The 13,610-nt window shown below is 64.1% G+C and carries 13 protein-coding genes; 4 read left to right on the top strand and 9 right to left on the bottom strand.

Features of this window, described 5'->3' with window-relative positions; translation table 11 throughout:
* Positions 1 to 4: 4 nt before the first annotated feature.
* The 3 genes from gspE to IFT60_RS20735 are packed head-to-tail and all read left to right on the top strand — an operon-like array spanning position 5 to position 3,380.
* On the top strand, positions 5 to 1,450 hold the full coding sequence (gspE, locus tag IFT60_RS20745; RefSeq protein WP_192055211.1) for a type II secretion system ATPase GspE: 1,446 nt from the start codon (positions 5 to 7) through the stop codon (positions 1,448 to 1,450).
* A gap of 17 nt (positions 1,451 to 1,467) precedes the next feature.
* A complete protein-coding gene (gene gspF / locus IFT60_RS20740) occupies positions 1,468 to 2,688 on the top strand; it encodes a type II secretion system inner membrane protein GspF (protein WP_192055208.1) in 1,221 nt (406 codons plus the stop codon).
* An 11-nt stretch (positions 2,689 to 2,699) separates the two neighbouring features.
* The gene (locus IFT60_RS20735) at positions 2,700 to 3,380 is read left to right on the top strand and encodes a type II secretion system protein N (protein ID WP_192055206.1); all 681 of its coding nucleotides are present in this window, start codon (positions 2,700 to 2,702) and stop codon (positions 3,378 to 3,380) included.
* Between the two features lie 151 nt (positions 3,381 to 3,531).
* On the opposite strand, the gene IFT60_RS20730 is transcribed toward IFT60_RS20735, so the two are convergent.
* The gene (locus IFT60_RS20730) at positions 3,532 to 4,263 is read right to left on the bottom strand and encodes a helix-turn-helix domain-containing protein (RefSeq protein ID WP_192055203.1); all 732 of its coding nucleotides are present in this window, start codon (positions 4,261 to 4,263) and stop codon (positions 3,532 to 3,534) included.
* Between the two features lie 356 nt (positions 4,264 to 4,619).
* On the opposite strand from IFT60_RS20730, the gene IFT60_RS20725 reads away from it, so the two are divergent.
* Positions 4,620 to 6,257: a hypothetical protein gene (locus IFT60_RS20725; protein ID WP_192055201.1), complete on the top strand. Its 1,638-nt coding sequence runs from the start codon at positions 4,620 to 4,622 to the stop codon at positions 6,255 to 6,257.
* A 79-nt stretch (positions 6,258 to 6,336) separates the two neighbouring features.
* On the opposite strand, the gene IFT60_RS20720 is transcribed toward IFT60_RS20725, so the two are convergent.
* The 8 genes from IFT60_RS20720 to IFT60_RS20685 form a co-directional block, all read right to left on the bottom strand.
* On the bottom strand, positions 6,337 to 6,537 hold the full coding sequence (locus tag IFT60_RS20720) for a hypothetical protein (RefSeq protein WP_192055199.1): 201 nt from the start codon (positions 6,535 to 6,537) through the stop codon (positions 6,337 to 6,339).
* Positions 6,538 to 6,567: 30 nt separating this feature from the next.
* Positions 6,568 to 7,905 carry an ATP-dependent protease ATPase subunit HslU gene (gene hslU / locus IFT60_RS20715; RefSeq protein ID WP_192055197.1) on the bottom strand — a complete coding sequence of 446 codons (1,338 nt, stop codon included), beginning with the start codon at positions 7,903 to 7,905 and terminating at the stop codon, positions 6,568 to 6,570.
* A 14-nt stretch (positions 7,906 to 7,919) separates the two neighbouring features.
* Positions 7,920 to 8,456 (bottom strand): ATP-dependent protease subunit HslV, encoded by a 537-nt coding sequence (hslV, locus tag IFT60_RS20710; protein ID WP_192055194.1) that lies wholly within the window; start codon positions 8,454 to 8,456, stop codon positions 7,920 to 7,922.
* A gap of 96 nt (positions 8,457 to 8,552) precedes the next feature.
* Positions 8,553 to 9,884 (bottom strand): hypothetical protein, encoded by a 1,332-nt coding sequence (locus IFT60_RS20705; RefSeq protein WP_192088044.1) that lies wholly within the window; start codon positions 9,882 to 9,884, stop codon positions 8,553 to 8,555.
* Positions 9,885 to 10,114: 230 nt separating this feature from the next.
* Positions 10,115 to 10,564: an RNA polymerase-binding protein DksA gene (dksA, locus tag IFT60_RS20700; protein WP_056342667.1), complete on the bottom strand. Its 450-nt coding sequence runs from the start codon at positions 10,562 to 10,564 to the stop codon at positions 10,115 to 10,117.
* A gap of 207 nt (positions 10,565 to 10,771) precedes the next feature.
* The gene (locus tag IFT60_RS20695) at positions 10,772 to 11,815 is read right to left on the bottom strand and encodes a CobW family GTP-binding protein (protein WP_192055190.1); all 1,044 of its coding nucleotides are present in this window, start codon (positions 11,813 to 11,815) and stop codon (positions 10,772 to 10,774) included.
* Between the two features lie 118 nt (positions 11,816 to 11,933).
* Positions 11,934 to 12,863 (bottom strand): tyrosine recombinase XerC, encoded by a 930-nt coding sequence (gene xerC / locus IFT60_RS20690; RefSeq protein ID WP_192055188.1) that lies wholly within the window; start codon positions 12,861 to 12,863, stop codon positions 11,934 to 11,936.
* Position 12,864: 1 nt separating this feature from the next.
* On the bottom strand, positions 12,865 to 13,524 hold the full coding sequence (locus IFT60_RS20685; RefSeq protein ID WP_192055186.1) for a DUF484 family protein: 660 nt from the start codon (positions 13,522 to 13,524) through the stop codon (positions 12,865 to 12,867).
* Between the last annotated feature and the right edge of the window lie 86 nt (positions 13,525 to 13,610).

The raw sequence follows: 13,610 nt of genomic DNA, 5'->3' as shown, positions 1-13,610 counted from the left end.
GATCATGACCAATTTGTTGCCTTATGCCTTCGCCCGCGACCATGGGGTGTTGGCGCGTACCGGCGACGCCGCTGGCCTCAGTACGGGGCAAAGCGCGGGACAAAGCGTGGAAGTGCTGGTGTCGAGTGCGACCAAGCCCGCCGCCATTGCCGAAGTGTCGCGCCGGTTCGGACGCATTGCCCTGCGCCGCATGGAACGTGGCGAGCTCGACGATGCGATTGCAGCCGCCTATGCGTCGGCCGGCGGCGACGCCAACCAGGTCGCCGACGAATTCGACGCCGACCTCGACCTGACGCGCCTGCTGCAGGACGTGCCGGCGATCGAAGACTTGCTCGAATCGTCCGACGATGCCCCAGTGATCCGCATGATCAATGCGCTGCTGACGCAATCGCTGCGCGAAGGGGCATCCGACATCCACATCGAACCTTTCGAGCAAACTTCGGTCGTACGTTTTCGCATCGATGGCGCCCTGCGCGACATCGTGCGGCCCCGTAAAGGCATCCACGCTTCGCTCATCTCGCGTATCAAGATCATGTCGCAACTCGACATCGCCGAAAAACGCCTGCCGCAGGATGGCCGCATCACGCTGCGCGTGGGCGGCAAGCCGGTCGACGTGCGCGTGTCGACCTTGCCGACCGGGCATGGCGAACGCGCCGTGCTGCGTCTGCTCGACAAGGAAGCCGGCCGGCTCGACCTGTCCCATCTCGGCATGAGCCCTGACCTGCTGCCGCAGTTCGACAAATTGATCAACCAGCCGCACGGCATCGTGCTCGTCACCGGCCCGACCGGTTCCGGTAAAACCACGACCCTGTACGCGGCGCTGTCGCGTTTGAATGCCTCGACCACCAACATCATGACGGTGGAAGACCCGGTCGAGTACGACCTGACCGGCGTCGGCCAGACCCAGGTCAATGCGCGCATCGACATGACCTTTGCCAAGGCCCTGCGCGCGATCCTGCGTCAGGACCCGGACGTGATCATGATCGGCGAGATTCGCGACCTGGAAACGGCGCAGATTGCCGTGCAGGCATCGCTCACCGGCCACCTGGTGCTGGCGACGCTGCACACCAACGATGCCGCCGCCGCCGTTACCCGCCTGCTTGACATGGGCATCGAACCGTTCCTGCTGTCCTCATCGCTGCTGGGCGTGATGGCCCAGCGCCTGGTGCGCAAACTGTGTCCGCAATGTAAGAAGAGCGACGGCACGCACTGGCATGCGGTCGGTTGCGAGCGCTGCGGCCATACCGGCTACCAGGGCCGCGTCGGCGTCTACGAACTGCTGGAAACGGACGAGGGTATTCGTGCCCAGATCCACAACCAGGCCTCGGAGGCCGAGATCCGCAAGGCCGCCCAGCACAGCGGCATGCGCACCATGCGTGAAGACGGCGAACGCTGGCTGCGCGACGGCACCACCACGCAAGCAGAATTGCTGCGCGTGACCAAGGATTGAACATGGAGATGAACTAAGTGCCGGCATTCCGTTACGAAGCCGTCGATGCCGGCGGCGCCACCCGTAAAGGCGTGGTCAATGCCGACAGCCCGCGTGCGGCGCGTGCTGACCTGCGCGTGCAGGGACTGACGCCGCTGAACGTCGAGGCCATCGCCGCCCAGGTCGACGCCAGTGGCGCCACCCGCTCGCGCGGTTTCGGCGAACGCCTCTCGTCGGTGGAACTGGCGCTGTTCACGCGCCAGATGGCCAGCTTGCTGGAAGCCGGGCTGCCGCTGGAACAGGCATTCACCGCCTTGCTGGAACAGGCCGAAAAGCCGTATTTGCGCGATTTGATCGCCTCGATCCGCGCCGAAGTCATGGGCGGCATTTCGTTCTCGGATGCACTGTCGCACCATCCACGCGACTTCGACCAGATTTATCGCGGGCTGGTTTCGTCCGGCGAGCAGATCGGCCAGCTGGCCCGTGTACTGTCGCGCCTGGCCGACTACATCGAGCGCCGCAATTCGCTGGTGCAGAAGGTGCGCCTGGCGTTCACGTATCCGGCCATCGTTACCGTGGTCGCGTTCGCCATCGTCATCTTCCTGCTCACCTATGTGGTGCCGCAGATCGTGTCCGTGTTTGCCAACACCAAGCAAAAGCTGCCGCTGCTGACGGTCATGATGCTGGCCGTTTCCGATTTCATGCGCGCCTGGGGCATCCTGCTCGGCGTGGCGCTGGTGGCCGCCTGGTTCGCCTGGCGCCGCGCGCTGTTGAACCCGGCCTTGAAACTGCGCTGGCATACCTGGCTGCTGACGGCGCCCGTGTACGGCAAGTTCGAGCGCAGCCTGAACACGGCGCGCTTTGCCAGCACGCTGGCCATTACCACCGGTTCCGGCGTGCCGATCCTGCGCGCGCTCGACACCAGCCGCGACACCCTGTCGAACGTCGCCATGCGCGACCTGGTCGAACAGGCCACTGCCAGCGTGCGCGAAGGCATCAGCCTGGCGCGCGCGCTGTCCGTGCAAAAACATTTTCCGCCGATGCTGGTGCACATGATCCGCGCCGGAGAAATCACCGGAGAATTGCCGGCGATGCTGGAGCGGGCCGCCAATTCGCAGCAGGCCGACCTCGAACGCCGTACGCTGACCATTGCCGGCCTGCTCGAGCCGGTGCTGATCCTAGCCATGGGCCTGGTGGTGCTGCTGATCGTGCTGGCGGTCCTGATGCCGATCATTGAAATCAACCAGCTGGTGCGCTAACAAGGAAACCGATGAAGCGTCTGCCTCTCCTATTTACCCTGCTTGCCCTGGTGTTCCTGGCGGTCTCCGCTACCTACTGGGGCATGCAGCTGTATAAACCGCAGCAGCGGCCGATCGCCGCCGCCGCGGCCGCCAGCCTGCCCGAACCATCGCCCGATGCCGCCGCCACCCTGTTCGGCGGCCAGCCGGTGGCGAACGTCGCCACCAACTACCAGCTGACCGGCATCGTTGCCGCCGGACGCGACAGCGTCGCGATCATCGTCGCCGACGGCCAGCCGCCGAAAGCGCTGAAGGTGGGCCGTGAACTCGCGCCCGGGGTCAGCATCAGTGAAGTGCATGCGCGCTACGTGATGCTCTCCGAAGGCGGTGTCATGAAGCGCATCGACCTTGCCGCCGACACCAAACCGGCGATTCCCCTGTCGGGCGGTGCCGCGGCGCCGATGGCCATGCCGGCGCAGCAGATGGTCGCCCCGGCCGGCGCCATGCCGCCGGGCGAGCCGCAAACGGCCCCCGGCGCCGTCCAGGCCCAGCCGCCGCCAGGCGAGGTCAACCCGGTAGTGCCGCAAGACCAGGAGCCGCCCCAGGAGAGCCCGCCGCCCGACGCCGCCCCGCCGCCGAACCAGCCGCAAATGCCGCCGCCGACGCGCACCATGGGCAGCCCGGTCAGCGGCGACCAGCCGGTCGCACGCTAGCAGCAATGATGTAGGGTGGTCGGCTCCACCACACCGCGCGAGCTCGACGCGGCACATGCGCCGCCCACGCGTTCAACGTACTCATGCATGACCGGCATCAAGTAGCGGGCACATGCGCCTTGACCCCTGGTGAGCAGCGTTGAGCCGTGTCTTAGCGCCGCAACTTCGTAAACGCCGCAAATTCCCACGACCTGAAGCCCACCAGCAAGGTCATCCCTTCGCGCTCGTCCGCCGGCAGGCGCCGGTCGTTGCGGTGCATCCGCGTCAATTCTCCCGCCAGCTGATGGATTTTCTGCGCCAGCTCGGCCGCGCTGCTGGCGGACAGCCGCGCAGGCAGGCACATCAGTGTTTCGCCGGCGCCATCGAAGCGGCCGGCAAAATAATCCGGCACGATCTGCTCGCGGAAATAATGCTGCACCGGTCCATCCGGCAGCCAGTGAAAAGCGTTCGAGACGCGCAGCGTGTAGCGGTTCAACGGGCGCAGTTCGATGATCCCCAAGCGGTCGAGTTCGGCCAGGCAGCCGATGCATTCAGCGTCGGTCAGGCGATAGGTCTCGACGATCTGCTCCATGTTCCAGTAGCCGAGGCAGCAAATCGCCACCAGCAGCAGGCGCGGCTTGGCGACCAGCGCCGTTTCTTGAGGTAAGGTCAGCGCATCAGGCTGGGCCCGCGCATCGGTCGCGCCGCGCAACACGTCTTCGAAGGCGATGCCGGCGGCCTGGCAGATTTGCGCCAGGCGCGACAGCGGCATGTCCTTCTGGCCGAACATGCGCTTGACGCTCGACTCGCTCATGTCAATGCGTTCGGCCAACGTTTTATAGGTCAAATTGGCTGCACGCAGCTCGGCGCGCAGCACCTCGACGATCAGCTCGGGTGAGCTCATGGAATTCCTGTACTCGACAATGGGCGGCGACCAATGTACAGGCGAATGGTCAAAGCAGCAAGATGGCGCGCATCCGCTACTGCGGCAAACCTCCAATTAACGCTAGGAATACGCCTCAGGCAATGGAATTTCCCCAAGGTCTGCATATTGAAGGTGCTGAGAAAATTCAACCTCCAGCCGCTTTACCCTTCCACAACCGTTTGATGTAAACGAGCTCAGCCGTAAAAAACTTGAATTAGGCTCTCAGAGGTCCGGTTATGGCGAGCTGATCTGTTCAGGTTTCTGCAGAGATGATCCCTTCGCCGACTGGCGCTTCACGGACACCATCGCTTAACGGCGTGTACAAGGAGAGGGTCATGTCAAACAATCAGCTGCAAACACCTGAAAATATTTCCTCGGCCATTCCGGCCGCCTTTGCGGACGCGCGCCATGAGGTGCAGCAAGCCGCGGTACAGCCGCTGTACGGTGCGGCTTCACCCCAGCCCGAACTCAGCGGGACTGGTTTTACTTACCGTCATGACTGGGGGCCGCGCCGTGGCCAGTGGACGCTGCGGCTCAACTGGAGCGACGTCAATCCGCGCTCGCGCGTGTTCGTGTCGATCGCCGAAGGTGTCGGCGGCGGGACGGATGCCGGCAAATTTGTCGGGGGCGCGCGGTTTACCCTCCACAACGTGGCCCCGCGCGCCGGCGGCGTCGATATCTGGGTGAATATCGAATGGGCCGCGGATCTGCCCTTGTACGTCGATTACCTGGTGATCAATCCCGCCGATGCGCCACCGCCGCCGCCGCCAATCCGGACGGTGCAAGTCACCGTGCAGCGCCACAGTACCGTCGCCTTGAGCGATGCCGAGGCCGACCGCATCCTGGGCGACATGGGCACCATCCTCCAGAGCGACGATTCTCCGGCGGACGTGGCGACCCCGGTTCGGTTCGTACGCAACGGGGCCGTCCAACTGCTGCCGGCGAACGTACCGGCGACGATCCAGACCGAGGCCGACTTGCTGGCGCTGCTCAATGCCGGCACGGGGATCAAGATCGTGCAAGCCATTCGCTGGTGCGGTGGTCCCGGCGGCTCGATCATCGGCTGCGCTCCGGTCGGCAGCCCGACGGTCAACCTGGCTGCCGTGCGTTTTACCGCCGCCCAGGAGGGGCTGATCTGGGTGCACGAGTATGGCCACAACACAGGGCTGCCGCACCGCACCGACGACCTCCGGGCCGTCATGTATCCGAGCATCGGCGCCGACCATAACGTGGTTAACGCCGCCGAGTCGGCCAGCTTCCTGGCCGGCCCGCTGGCCGTCAGCGCCGGCGCACCCATGGCATCGAGCTGCGCGCTGGCCATGGCGATCCAGCCACCGAAGGATGTGCGCGAGTTCGTGTCCCAGCACTGGATCGCCGGCGTTCCCTATCAGGCGGCGGCGCAATATACCGAAGCCGACGCCAGGGTGCTGCTGGAATGGCTCATGAACGAACCGGAAAAGCATGACGAATTCCTGCCCGAGATCGTGACCACGCTCGGCTTCATCGGCAGCGAACTGGCGGTCCAGCCGCTGATCGACTTCGTGCACAGCCCGCGTGCCAACCGTACCGTGTTCAATGCCAAGAACGCCGCCCTGATCCACTTGGGCGACCTGATCAACAAGTCGGAAAGCCAGGTTGCCCTCGACTTTTTGACCAAGGTCGCCAGCGACCAGGAAACGGCGAAAACCGTGGCGGTGCCGCGCTCGGCCATTGCGGCGGCCGAGGCGGCGGTGGCCGGCGTCGACGCGCCGAAGCTGGAAACGCTGGCGGCCGAACTGGCCGTGTCGGCGACCTTCGGCCTGGCGCTCGCGGGCAAGGCCGAGGCGGAACAAACCCTGATGGGCTTGATGAAGAACGCGACTGCCTTTGCCCCGGTCAAGGCGGCGGCAATGGAAGCGGCCGCGCTGTCGCAAAAGGTGCGCAGCCAGGGCCAGGCGGCGTATTACAGCAGCAAATGTGAAGGAGGCCAGTAGCCGTAACTGGTCAAGCCGCTCGGCTTGAGGCGGACAAGGGCGGGGCAGGTACCATTCAGAACGGCGCCTGCCCCGTTTATTACTCGTCCTCGGGAACCAGCGGCACCTTTTTCAGCAAGCGTTTACTGGCTTGCCGTTCATTCGAGAGCGGCTTGGCATGCGCACCCGCCGAGCGCGCCTTGGCCAGGGCCGCGATCGGGTTGCGCGGCTTGCCGATCTGCTGGGCCGGCATGGCGCGCAGCATCATTTTTTGGCGCGTTGCGAGTGCCTTGTTTGCCATGGTGCTCTCCTTGCCAATTACAACACCGAATTACAATACATACCGCGACAAGTCTTCGTTGGCCGACAGCACGTCGAGCCGTTCGTTGACATACGCAGCGTCGATCGTGATCGCCTTGTCTTGCGTGTCGCTGGCGTGGAACGAGATTTCCTCGAGCAACTTTTCCATCACCGTATATAAACGGCGCGCGCCGATGTTTTCAGTACGTTCGTTGACGGCATATGCGATCTCGGCCAGGCGGTGGATGCCGTCTTCGGAGAAGGTCAGTTGCACGCCTTCGGTGCCGAGCAAGGCTTCGTACTGGGTCGTCAGGCAGGCGTCGGTGCTGGTCAGAATGCGTTTGAAATCGTCGATCGACAGCGATTCAAGTTCGACCCGGATCGGGAAACGCCCCTGCAGTTCGGGAATCAGGTCCGACGGTTTAGCCAGGTGAAACGCACCGGAAGCAATGAACAGGATGTGGTCGGTCTTGATCATGCCGTACTTCGTGTTCACCGTCGTGCCCTCGACCAGCGGCAGCAGATCGCGCTGCACGCCCGCGCGCGAGACGTCGGCGCCGCCGTGCTCGGAGCGCGTCGCGATCTTGTCGATCTCGTCGAGGAACACGATGCCGTTGTTCTCGACGTTGTGGATCGCCTTCTGCTTCATCTCGTCTTCGTTGATCAGGCGCGCCGCTTCTTCCTCGGCCAGCACCTTCATCGCTTCCCTGATCTTCATCTTGCGCGCCTTCTTGCGCGTGTTGCCGACGCCGGCGAACATCGACTTGATCTGCTCCGTCATTTCTTCCATGCCGGGCGGGGCCATGATTTCCATCTGCGGCGCAGCGTCCGCTACCTCGATTTCAACCTCGCGGTCGTCGAGCGCGCCCTCGCGCAGGCGTTTACGGAACGTCTGACGCGTGCTATCTCCTTCTTTCGCTTCGGCGGCGGCGCTGACGTTGAAACCGAAGTCGCGCGCCGGCGGCACCAGGATGTCGATGATGCGGTCTTCAGCCGCGTCCTCGGCGCGTTGTTTCACCTTTTTCATTTCGCTGGCGCGGGTCTGTTTCACGCCGATGTCGATCAGGTCGCGGATGATGGTGTCGACGTCGCGCCCGACATAGCCGACCTCGGTGAATTTGGTCGCTTCGATTTTAATGAAAGGAGCGTCCGCCAGCTTGGCCAGGCGGCGCGCGATTTCCGTCTTGCCGACGCCGGTCGGGCCGATCATGAGGATGTTTTTCGGGGTGATCTCGTGGCGCAGGGGTTCGTCGACCTGCTGGCGGCGCCAGCGGTTGCGCAGGGCAATGGCGACGGCGCGCTTGGCCTTGCCCTGGCCGACGACGTGCTTGTCCAGTTCCGAGACGATTTCGAGGGGAGTCATGTTCATGGTATGCGCGCCGGTCAGTCCAGCGTTTCGATGATGTGGGACAGATTGGTGTAGATACACAGTTCGCCGGCGATGGTCAGCGCTTTTTTCACGACCTCGCTCGGCGGCAGTTCCGTGTTTTCCTGTAGCGCCTTGGCCGCGGACTGGGCATAGATGCCGCCAGAGCCGATCGCGCCGATGCCGTCTTCGGGTTCGAGCACATCGCCATTGCCCGTGATGATCAAGGTCACTTCCTTGTCGGCTACCAGCAGCATTGCCTCGAGCTTGCTCAGCATGCGGTCGGTGCGCCAATCCTTGGCCAGTTCCACCGAGGAACGCAGCAGGTTGCCCTGGTGCTTTTCCAGTTTCGCTTCGAAGCGGTCGAGCAGGGTAAATGCGTCGGCGGTGGCGCCGGCGAAGCCGCACAGGACTTTGCCTTGATAGAGTTTGCGCACCTTGCGAGCCGAGCCCTTCATGACGACGTTGCCCAGGGTAACCTGACCGTCGCCGCCGAGGGCGACTTTCTCGCCGCGGCGCACGCTCACAATGGTGGTGCCGTGAAATTGTTCCATATCTGCCTCATGATTAACTAGCCCTCCGCAAGTGGGGGTGTTGCACAAAATTGCAAGACAGTGGGGCGGTAACGCGGCAGTAAGGTATGCAGATGCTCAATATTTGTGCGCGTACAGGCGCGCGCAGTCTTGATAGTTCAATAAACGCAGCAGCGCCGTTACCAGGTGGTTCAGTTCGCGCAATTCGATGCGGCGTTCGTCGGCAGCCAGCCGCTGCAAGGTGGTATGTAACTGGCTAGCGGCGCCAAAACCGATGCGCACCAGCCGTGTGCAGTCGAGCACGATTGGCGCGGCGGGATCTGCGGCCGCATACGATGCGATCGCCGCCAGCAAGTTGCCGATATCGCCGTCGACGACGGCGGGGAGCAGGAAGCGCTGGTCGGAGGCCATGGGAACAGCACTCGGCGGCGGCGTGCTGCCGCCTCCGGGCAGGGTTTCGAACGAGGGGGGCGATACCTCGAAGGTGACACAATAATCCATTGCCGTTTCTTCGAAATCCTTTTCGCGTCCTGACAATTGCAGCAGTTCGAGCAGCAGCAGCCAGGGCGCTTCCCCGCCGCTGCGCTCGCCGATGGCCAGCATCGGCCGTAGCAGCCCCAATAAGGTATCGGCGCCCACCAGCACGATTTCGCGCCTGGCCGCGCGCAAGTCTTGCAACGCGGCCAGCAGGGCCGCGCAGCCCTCGCCGGTGATGCCGCTGACGGCGGCGACGTCGATGCGCACCGGCGCGCCGCCGCTTGCGCACAGCGCGTGCAGGCGCAACACGGCGTCGGCGCCGAGGGTGCCGGTCAAACGCGCGGCCGGTGCGACACCAGAGTAGCTACCGTGCGTAGCGCCTTGCGCAGCAGCGGGCGGCGAGCGGTCGACGTAGGCCGGCGGCGAGGTTTCGAAGTGACTCGCGTAATCGATCGCGACGCTGTCGAAGTCGCGCTCGCGGCCTTCGGCCTGGTACAGGTCGAACAGCATCCACCAGGGCTGGCGTTCAGTGCGGCCCAGTTCGCGCAGGCACTCCTGCAACATTTGCTCGGCAAGCGCACCCTGGCCGTTGGCGTACAGGATCGCGCTTTCTTCGACTACCGGGGCGCTGGCCGGCGCCGCGGCGGCATCGGGCTGGTCGGCCAGGGTGGCGAATTCGGCGTCGCCGGGTTTATCATGCGCGGCAGCAGCGCCAGCAGCGCCAGCAGCGGCGGCGGGGGCACGCCGGGTATGGCCCCAGCGCGCTTCGGCGTCATCGAAGAAATCGGTGGTCATCGCCAGTTCGATGGCGTCGATCTTGGCGGCGGTGGCACGCGCGACGTCGCGCTGGCGCGCGCGCTCGGCCTCGCGCTCGGCCTCGGGCGACGGGCGCGCCGCTCCGTCGGGGCGCAGCGGTGCCGCCGGCAGCGCCGCCGGGTCGGGTTTTTTCTTGAGGAAGGAAAATATGCCCACGTCATCCCTGTCAATCATGCGGCGCAGCGGCAGCCGCGGCGCTCAGCCATGACGGTAGCATGGCGCCGCGCGCGGCGTCCTGCGCACACGTGCGCCCGCGCAAAGCCTGTGCGGGTTAGCATCAGTGTATCTCATGGGAAAGTTTCTAACCGCACGGAGGGGGCAACAAGGTAGAAAACAAAAAAGCATGCGACAGGCGCATGCTTTTTGCAGGGAACTAAAAAAGTAAATTAGTCGCCGTAGAGCTTTTGCTTCAGTTCGCGGCGCTGCTGGGCTTCCAGGGACAGCGTGGCGGTCGGGCGTGCGATCAGGCGCGGAATGCCAATCGGCTCGCCGGTTTCTTCGCACCAGCCATAGTCGCCACCGTCGATGGCGGCCAGCGATTGCTGCACTTTTTTGAGCAGCTTGCGTTCGCGGTCGCGGGTGCGCAGTTCGAGGGCGTGTTCTTCCTCGATGGTGGCGCGGTCGGCCGGATCGGGAACCAGCACGGTCTCGCGCAGGTGCTCGGTAGTCTCGCCGGCATTTTTCAGCAGTTCCTTCTCGAGCTGCTGCAGGCGGTCCTTGAAGAACGCGAGCTGGGCCGGGTTCATGTAGTCCTCTTCGCCCATCGCCCGAATTTCTTCTTCCGTCAAGAGTCGGTCTTCGGCCTGAGCGGCATTCGGTTTCGTTGTTTTAGTCATGACTTCACTTACCTTCGATACGACAGAGGTTTTCATTTTATCAGCTAGCTCAGCCGTAGCACCCCGAACTCAAGGGTGCGCGCCCTTGCTGCTGCCATGACGGCCCGTACGATCCGCCGTCCTCGCTGTCCGGGAGGACAGCGGTCCATCATCAATACCTGCCGTGTCTTGCCACGGGCGCGACCGGTACTGCTAAACCGGGATAGTTTATACCAAACATTGTTCCAAACCGCGGATAAATACGTCTTTCGGTAAATTTTTACCAATAAAAACCATTTTGCTGCCACGCGCTTCGTCAAGCCCCCACTTTGCCCCCAGGTCGCTGCCCATGATTTGATGCACGCCCTGGAAGACAACCTTGCGCTCGGCGCCCGCCATCGACAGTACGCCCTTGTAGCGCAGCATGCTCGGTCCAAAGACTTGCACCATGCTGCCGAGGAACTGGTCGAGCCGTTCCGGATCGAAGGCGCGCTCGGATTTGAAGACGAAGGCGGCGATGTCGTCGCTGTGATGGGCGCGATGGTGATCATGGCCGTGATCGTGCTTGCAGGCGTCGGTGTGGACGTGATCGGGATGGTCATGATCATGTTCCTCGGCGAGCAGGAAGTCCGGGTCCAGTTCGAGCTTGTCGTTCAAATTGAAACCGCGCAGGTCGAGCACCTCGGCGATCGGCGCCCGGCCGAAGTCGGAGGTCGAGATCGGCGCGCGCGGGTTAATGCGGCGCAAGCGCATTTTCAGCGTTTCGAGCTGGTCTGCATCGACCAGGTCCAGTTTGGAGAGCAGCATCTTGTCGGCAAAACCGACTTGTCTCTGGGCTTCTTCGTGGCGGTCGAGCTGATCCATCGCATGGCGTGCATCGACCACCGTCACCACGGCGTCGAGCATGTAGTAGGCGCCGACTTCTTCGTCGACAAAGAAGGTCTGGGCCACCGGACCGGGATTGGCCAAGCCCGTCGTTTCGATGACGACGTGGTCGAACTGAAGCTCGCCCGCTTCGCGCTTTTGCGCCAGGTTATTCAGGGCCACGACAAGATCGCCGCGGATGGTGCAGCAAATGCAGCCATTGTTCATTTCGACGATCTGTTCGCCGCTGTCTTGAACCAGGATTTCGTTGTCGATGTTTTCTTCGCCGAATTCGTTCTCGATGACGGCAATGCGCAGGCCGTGCTCCTCGCGCAGGATGCGGTTGAGGAGGGTGGTCTTGCCGGCGCCAAGGAAGCCGGTGAGGATGGTGGTCGGGATCGGTGACATGGTTATGCGCAGTGCGGGCGGCTGCAAGAAGCGTGAAGAAGCCGAAGATTATGCCGTAATTTGCAATCTGCCACCATCAACCGCACCAGCCTTTGCGCCAGCGCAGGCGAACCCTTGTCTACTTCGCTTTCGCGCGCGGATGGGCTCGGTCATACACGGCGGCAAGATGCTGGAAATCGAGCGCGGTATACACCTGGGTCGAGGTGATGCTGGCGTGGCCTAATAGTTCCTGCACGGCGCGCAGGTCGCCCGAGGATTGCAGCAGGTGCGAAGCGAACGAGTGGCGCAGCACGTGCGGGTGCACGTGCACCGGGGAACCGGCCTGCAGCGCATGGGTCTTCAGTCGTTGCTGCACCACGCGCGGGCTGATGCGGGTGCCGCGTTTCGACAGGAACAAGGCGGCACTGCCGTCGGCGGCGGGCGGACGCACCGCCAGCCAGGCGGCCAGCGCCGCGCGCGCGGGGCCGCCGACCGGCACCCGGCGCATTTTATTGCCCTTGCCGGTGACCACGACTTCGGCGGCGGCGGCATCGTACCAGCCCAGGGATGCCTGGCCGTCGGCGTTCGTATACGCCAGGTCGAGCCCGGCCAGTTCCGACACCCGCAACCCGCTCGAATACAGCAGCTCGAACATAGCGCGGTTGCACAGTTCGGCCGGCTCCGGATGACCGTGCTGCTTCGCTTCCAGCAATTGGACGGCGGCATCGACGGCCAGCGCCTTGGGCAGGGTTTTTGGACGGCGCGGGGCGCGCACGCCCTCGACCGGATTGGCGGGCAGTGCCATCTGGCGCGACAGCCATGCATAAAAGCCGCGCCAGCCCGACAGTTTGCGGGCGATCGAGCGCGCTTCCTGGCCGCTGGCGTGCAGGCGCGCGGCGAAGCGGCGCATGTCGGCATGGGTCAGCAGCGGCCAGTCTTCATGGCCGGCCAGTTGGCGCAGTTCGGCCAGGTCGCGCCGGTAGGCGGCAATCGTGTGCGCGGACAGCTGGCGCTGGGTGGCCAATTCTCCCAGGTAGCGTTCGGCCCAGTCCGTGCGCGCCGCGTCCATGCTACGCCCGCAGCGGCGCCAGCGCGGCGCTGGCCGACTGGCCCAATTGAACCAGGAAGTCGGTCGCCATCAGCGCGCTGAAGCGCTCGGCGTCGGGCGAGCCCAGCACCAGCAAGCCGAAGGTGGCGCCATTCGCCGTCAGCGGCAACAGCGCGGTCGAGCGCACCGCGTCTGCGCCGTCGAGCCAGCGCACGGCTTCGAAATCCTTGTTCGGCCCGCAATAGGGTACGCGCAGGCTGGATGCGAACAGGCGCGCATCGCCGGCATCGGCGGCAAACCAGGTGTCGGTATGCTCGGCTTTGACATTCCACAGGCGCAGCGCCGCTTGCGGCACGGCGAGATGTTCCTTCAGGCCGTCGACCAGGTCGCGCGCCATGGCCGCGCCGCCGGCCGATTTCAAGAGCGCCACATGCCAGGCGTGAAAGCGGTTCAGGATGACGGTGTTGTCGGTGGCGGTGCGCAGCAGGTCGGCCATGCGCAGTTCGAGCGCCTTGTACTTGGCGCGCATGACTTCCATCTGGCGCTCCTGCAGCGACACGGTTTTCCCGGTCAGCGTGCTCGACAGTTTGACCTCGCCCAGCAGGGCGGCATGTTCTTCGAAGAAGCGTGGGTGCTCGGCCAGGTAGTGGGCAACGGCGGCGGAGTCCAGGGAAACGGTCATCGGTAATCTTGCAAAAAGTAGGGTGTGCGCAATTTTACCGCAGCACCGATCGGCAACGATGAAAAAGGGCGCCCGCAGGCGCCCTC

This window comes from Massilia sp. CFBP 13721 (genome assembly GCF_014842025.1).
Lineage (GTDB): Bacteria > Pseudomonadota > Gammaproteobacteria > Burkholderiales > Burkholderiaceae_D > Telluria.
The sequence above is the reverse complement of the archived record's forward strand: the minus strand, read 5'-3'. Positions and strand labels throughout refer to the sequence as shown.